3 protein-coding genes and 1 pseudogene are annotated in these 6,244 nt (G+C 66.5%); 3 read left to right on the forward strand and 1 reads right to left on the reverse strand.

Features of this window, described 5'->3' with window-relative positions:
- Window positions 1-1,726: pseudogene (locus GJ633_RS12990) on the reverse strand (heavy metal translocating P-type ATPase); the annotation flags it as partial.
- Between the two features lie 607 nt (window positions 1,727-2,333).
- On the opposite strand from GJ633_RS12990, the gene GJ633_RS12995 reads away from it, so the two are divergent.
- The 3 genes from GJ633_RS12995 to GJ633_RS13005 all read left to right on the forward strand — a co-directional run bounded on the left by GJ633_RS12995 (window position 2,334) and on the right by GJ633_RS13005 (window position 5,918).
- The gene (locus tag GJ633_RS12995; RefSeq protein ID WP_156589165.1) at window positions 2,334-4,301 is read left to right on the forward strand and encodes an archaea-specific SMC-related protein; all 1,968 of its coding nucleotides are present in this window, start codon (window positions 2,334-2,336) and stop codon (window positions 4,299-4,301) included.
- An 81-nt stretch (window positions 4,302-4,382) separates the two neighbouring features.
- Complete coding sequence (gene rdfA / locus GJ633_RS13000; protein ID WP_156589166.1) at window positions 4,383-5,012, forward strand: rod-determining factor RdfA; 630 nt, start codon at window positions 4,383-4,385, stop codon at window positions 5,010-5,012.
- Window positions 5,013-5,129: 117 nt separating this feature from the next.
- Window positions 5,130-5,918, forward strand: coding sequence for an SDR family oxidoreductase (locus tag GJ633_RS13005; RefSeq protein ID WP_156589167.1), 789 nt, complete (start codon window positions 5,130-5,132; stop codon window positions 5,916-5,918).
- Window positions 5,919-6,244 lie beyond the last annotated feature (326 nt).

Raw genomic sequence — 6,244 nt, forward strand, 5'->3', positions numbered from 1 at the left:
GCCGCCTCGGCTTCCACCGTCGTCCCGCCGTCGGGGACGGGATTCCCGTCGGCGTCGAGCGCGACCACATCGGTCAGCTCCATCTCGCCCTCGGTGAGCGTCCCGGTCTTGTCGAGACGACGGTGTCGACGTCGCGGGTGCGTTCGAGGACGTCTCCGCCCTTGAACAGGACGCCGTTTTCGGCGCCGATGGTCGTCCCGACCATCGTGGCCGCGGGCGTCGCCAGCCCCAGCGCGCAGGGGCAGGCGATGAGCACCGCCGAGGCGAACACGACCACCGCGAACTCGAACACCGAGACGCCGCCGCCCGCCGGCGCGGGGCCGCCGGCGACGGGCCCCCACAGCGGGAGCGCGTCGACGAACCCGGCGAGCGTCTCGGGGAACAGGAACCAGAGGCCTCCCCACAGGACGGCATTCGCGATGACCGCCGGCACGAAGTACGCGGAGATGCGGTCCGCGAGGTTCTGGATGTCGGGCTGGCGCGACTGCGCCTCCTTCACCGTCCGAACGATCTGCTGGAGCGCGGTGTCCTCGCCCACCTTCGTCGCCTCGACGACGAGCACGCCGTTCTCGTTGATCGTGGAGCCGACGACCTCGTCGCCCTCGCCCTTCTCGACCGGGACCGACTCGCCGGTCACCATCGACTCGTCGACCGCGGACTGGCCGTCGACGACGACGCCGTCGGTCGGGATCTGCTCGCCCGGCCTGACCTTCATCCGGTCGCCGATTTCGACGTCTTCGAGCGGGACCTCCTCTTCGTTCCCGTCCTCGTCGACGAGCGTGGCGGTGTCGGCTTCCATCTCCAGGAGCTTCCGGAGCGCCTCGCCGGCCCGGCCCTTCGAGCGGGCCTCGAGGTAGTTGCCGAGCGTGATGAACACGAGGATCAGCGCCGCCGTGTCGAAGTAGAGGCTGCCGGCGATCAGCCCGGCGAGGACCGCCACGGAGTACACGTACGCGGTCGTGGAGCCGAGCGCGATCAGCACGTCCATGTTGGCGCGGCCGTTCCTGACGAGCGCCTTGTAGGAGTTCTCGTAGAACGGGCGCCCGAGGACGGCCTGAACGGGCGTCGCGAGCGCGAACTGGACCCAGCCGAACCGCACGCCGAAGACCGTCTCGGGAAAGAGAGCGCCGTCGAGGAGCAGGTGGTCGGCCATGAAGACCAGAAGCGGCGCCGAGAGCGCCGCGCCGAACAGCGTGAGCCGGAGCTGCCGCCGGATCTCCTCCTTGCGAGCGGCGTCGCCGGCGCTCTGGCCGCTGTCGGCGTCGCCGGCCGAGCCGTCGGATCCGTCGTCTCCGCTCCCCTCGTCCGCGCGCACCGGCGAGTATCCGGCCCCCTCGATGGCGTCGTAGAGGTCGGATAGGGAGGCGTCGGCGGGGTTGTACCGCACCTTCGCCTCGTCGGTGGCGTAGTTCACCTCGGCGTCGATCACGCCGGGCGTCTCCTCCAGGGCGGTCGCGTTGGTCTCGGCGCAGTTCGCACACGACATGTCCGTGATCGCGATCGTGGCCGTCTCGGAGACGGCGCCGTAGCCGGCCTCGTCGATCGCGGCGTAAATCTCGCGCAGCGACACCGCCTCGGGGTCGTACTCGACCGTCCCCTCGTCGGTGGCGAAGTTGGCCGAGGCCTCGACGACCCCGTCGAGCGATTCGAGCGTCTCCCGTACCGTCGTCGAACAGTTGGCACAGGACATGCCCGTCACGTCGAGCCGGGCCGTTCGCGTTTCCATGGGTACCCGTACGGTCTCGTCCTTTAGGCGGTTTTCCACTTTGATATCGCGGTTTTTCTCCCCCCGAAACTTTCGATTCCAAATCGTCTCCGAGAGCAATCCGGCGCCACCGAGTCGCCGTGGGAGTCGAGGAGTAGTCAGAAGATTCCGGGCAAACCGTACGGCGACGACCCGCAGTCGCCGGAGAATGCACCTACCCGAAAATTAGTTATCTGTCGTATGTTTTCCGAGAGTTCACCGAGATAGTATAGTTTCGGTCGAGTGGTACATGGAGGCACATCTCGTTTTGAATATCGGACGCGTATCGGACTGAACCGACCATCAGCGGCGTATCATCGAACGAATTTTCGGAGACCAACTGGCAATCGAATCCGCGTCACTGTCGAGCCTATCTCGTTGTTTCGCCACCGCTCGACGCGGGTTCGAAGGCGATCGTCGCTCGATCGCGACGATCGACGCTCCGAGACACACATATAGAATACTGAATATATTGAAAATTTATTCGTCTCTCGTCGCGGCGCGAAATACGATGACAGGGTGCGTCCGGACGGCTGCGATCGCCGACGGATAGATTTAACAGCGAGACGGTCGTGACGTTTATATATCGATGGATCAAGTCACGGAACCGGTCACGCGCGTCGATGTACGGAACATCGGCGGGATCGACGAGGCGTCGGTGACGCTCCCTCCGGGCGTCTCGATCCTCACCGGACGCAACGCGACGAATCGGACCTCATTCCTGCAGGCGCTCATGGCGGGACTGGGTAGCGAGCGGAGCTCGCTGAAAGGCGACGCCGACGAGGGAGAGGTCACCCTCGAGGTCGGCGGTGAGACGTACACGCGGACGCTGAAGCGGCGCGGGAACTCGATCGCGTTCGGCGGCGACCCGTACCTCGACGACCCGGAACTCGCCGACCTGTTCGCGTTCCTCTTGGAGAACAACGAGGCGCGCCGAGCGGTGGCGCGCGGCGACGACCTCCGGGAGATCATCATGCGTCCGATCGACACGGACGCCATCGACGCGGAGATCGAGGCTCGAAAGCAGGATCGGGAGGAGATCGAAGCCGAAATCGAGCGTCTCGACGGGCTCGAACGCGAACTCCCGGAGCTCGAAAACGAGCGGGAAGAGAAGGCCGAAGCGCTGGCGGAGGCCGAAGAAGAATTGGAGTCGGTTCGGGACCGCCTCGACGACCTCGACGCCGACCTCGAGGAGAGCCGTACCCAGAAACAGGAGCTCGAGGAGGCGTTCCAGCGCGTCCGCGACGCTCGGTCGGAGCTCGACGACCTCGAGTTCGACCTGGAGACGGAGCGCTCGACCCTGTCCGAACTCGAGGCCGAACGCGACGAGGTCGCAGAGACGCTCGACACGACCGACGCACCGGACGAGAACCCCGACCGACTCGCCGGACGAATCGACGAGCTGCGCCGCCGGAAGCGAGCCCTCGACGACACGGTGAACGAGCTCGGCAGCGTCATCAGCTTCAACGAGGAGATGGTCTCGGGCGACGGCGTCGCCCTCGACGGCGAGTTCGAAACCGTCGAAACCGAGGTCGCGTTCGGGAACGGCGGCGAGTCCGACGACCCGACCGAGGCGCTGACTGCCGGCGACGAGACCGTCTGCTGGACCTGTGGCTCGGAGGTCGGCACCGAGCAGATCGAGGCGACGCTCGACCGCCTCCGCGACCTCCGGTCCGAGGCGCTCGACGAGCGCAACGAGGTGCAGTCGACGATCCGCGAGCTCAGCGACGAACAGTCGACGATCCGCAAGCGACAGCGGGAGGTAGAACGCGCCGATGAGCGCCTCGCGGAGATCGACGAGGAGATCGAGACGGCCGAAGAGCGCATCGAGAACCTCGAAGCCCGGATCGACGAGAAGGAAGACGAGATCGAGGAGCTGGAGGCGGCCGCCGAATCGATCGACGTCGAGGGGTACGACGACGCGCTCGAGCTCCACCGGGAGGCGAACGGGATCGAGCTCCGGATCGAACGCCTCGAAGACGAGATCGAGGAGCTCGACGAGGAGATCGCCGACCGGGAGGCCGCGATCGAGGAACGCGACGAACTCGAGGCCGAACGGGAGGCGATCGGGGACGAGCTGACCGAACTCCGGACCCGGGTCGACCGGATCGAAGAGGAGGCCGTCGAGGGATTCAACGAGCACATGGAAACCGTCCTCGGCATCCTGGAGTACGAGAACCTCGACCGGATCTGGATCGAGCGCCGCGAAACGCAGGTCCGGGAGGGACGGCGCAAGGTGACGCAGACGCGGTTCGACCTCCACATCGTCCGCTCGTCTCCCGACGGCGCCGCCTACGAGGACACCGTCGACCACCTCTCCGAGAGCGAACGCGAGGTGACCGGATTGGTGTTCGCGCTCGCCGGGTACCTCGTCCACGAGGTCCACGAGACGGTCCCGTTCATTATCCTCGACTCGCTCGAGGCGATCGACTCCGACCGGATCGCCCGCGTCGTCGACTACTTCCGGGAGTACACCGACTACCTCGTCGCGGCGTTGCTCCCCGAGGACGCCGCGGCACTGCCCGAGGAGTACACCTACGTCGAGCAGATCGACTGACAGCGCCGGGGCGACGACCCGACGCGATCCGTTCTTCGTTACACCGTTATCTTTGTAACAGTCCAGCGCTTACGTCGCGGCATGGCAGAGGAGACGAGCCGCTCGGACGCGACGGATCGCCCGAACACGAAGGTCGCGCGGGTCATCGAGGAGTACGAACTCGAGGGGATGGGCGCGCAGCTCGAGGCCGCGTGGACCGGCGAATCGGGCGAGCGGACCAGCCTCCGGGACCTCGCGGACGAGTTCAACGAGGCGGTACTGGAGGCCGCGCTCCGAGAGACCGGCGCCGCCCCGCTCGATTTCGAGGTGTCGGGCACGTACGAGGCGTTCAAACACGGCTCGGGGCCGGATGCCACCCGGGCGCGGCGGCGGTTGGAGCGCGAGGGAGTGGACGTGGACGACCTCGCGAGCGACTTCGTCACCCACCAGGCGATCCACACCTACCTCACCGAGGCGCGGGGGGCGAGCCTTCCCGAAGACGACGCGGGTGCGGCCGACCGGAAGGTGGAGACCATCGAGAAGCTGCAGGGCCGGGTCACCGCGGTCACCGAATCGGCGATCTCGTCGCTCGCGACCGCGGACGAGCTCGACCGCGACGACTACGACGTCCTGGTGGACGTCCGCGCCGTCTGCCCGAACTGCGGGGCCGACACGTCGGTCAGTGAACTGATCCGCCGCGGCGGCTGCGGGTGCGCCGAGACCGACGCGTGAGACGAGTGCAGCCGCACCGCGCCGACGAGTGGTTGAGTCCTGCTGACGCGCGACGTACCCACGGGGCGACTTGCCTGTACGGAAACGTTTTCAATCGTTTCGTGGATCGTTTCGGACATGGACCTGGAAATCGAGGGCAACGCGGCGCTGGTCACGGCATCGTCGAGCGGACTCGGGAAGGCGTCGGCGAAGGCGCTCGCCCGCGAGGGGGTCGACGTCGTCATCAACGGCCGCGACGAGGAACGACTGGCGGAGGCGAAAGCCGAGGTCGAGTCGGTCGCGGCCGGCGAGGTCGTCGCGCAGCCCGGCGATCTCACCGACGCCGACGACGTTACGACGCTGGTCGAGACGACCGTCGACGAGTTCGGCGGGATCGACCACCTCGTGACGAGTGCCGGCGGGCCGCCGTCCGGGTCGTTCCTCGATACGGACGACGAGGACTGGCAGCAGGCGTACGATCTGCTCGTGATGAGCGTCGTGCGGCTGGCCCGCGAGGCCGAACCTCACCTCAGCGCCGGCGACGGTGGCACCATCGTGACGATCACCTCGCGGAGCGTGAAGGAGGCGATCGACAACCTCGTGCTGTCGAACTCCGTGCGGATGGGCGTCATCGGGTTAGAGAAGACGCTCTCGAAGGAGTTCGCTCCGGCGGTGCGCGCCAACGCGGTGCTGCCCGGACCGCACGAGACGGCCCGGATCCGCGAGCTCGTGAACGACGCGGTGGAGCGCGGCGAGTACGACTCCTACGAAGAAGCGATCGACCAGTGGGCAGAGAACCCGCTCGAACGCATCGCCGATCCGATGGAACTCGGCAACACCGTCGCGTTCCTCTCGTCGCCGAAGTCGGGCTTCATCAACGGGGCAGCCCTGCCGATCGACGGCGGGGCCACCGGCGCGAACCTGTGAATCGCTCGGAATGAAACGGTCCGAGAGACCGAACTGATCTCTCGGACCGCTGGACTGCGCGGTGACGCTCACGCCGAACAGTCCGGCGTTCCTGAAGTCGAAGGAGTCCCACTACGTCGAGAACACCGACGCGAGAGTACCGTCGGTCGTGACGTGTTCACACCGGACGGTCTTTCGAGTGTGAAGAGAGTGTGATAAACGGTTCTCATACCCGTTCTTCGATCCGTCGGTTCACACAATATAGGGAACTCATAGATCGATCGGAGAGGACGCCAGCATACGCCGAGGCGCCAGCGAGGCGTTTCACCGACGGCGAGGTGAACGCC

The sequence above is a fragment of the Halorubrum sp. CBA1125 genome, assembly GCF_009742825.1.
Taxonomy (GTDB): domain Archaea; phylum Halobacteriota; class Halobacteria; order Halobacteriales; family Haloferacaceae; genus Halorubrum.

Excerpts from the sequence above, each read along its gene's own strand:
- rdfA (WP_156589166.1), top strand. The coding sequence starts at position 4,383 with ATGGCAGAGGAGACGAGCCGCTCGGACGCGACGGATCGCCCGAACACG.
- GJ633_RS12995 (WP_156589165.1), top strand. The coding sequence starts at position 2,334 with ATGGATCAAGTCACGGAACCGGTCACGCGCGTCGATGTACGGAACATC.
- GJ633_RS13005 (WP_156589167.1), top strand. The coding sequence starts at position 5,130 with ATGGACCTGGAAATCGAGGGCAACGCGGCGCTGGTCACGGCATCGTCG.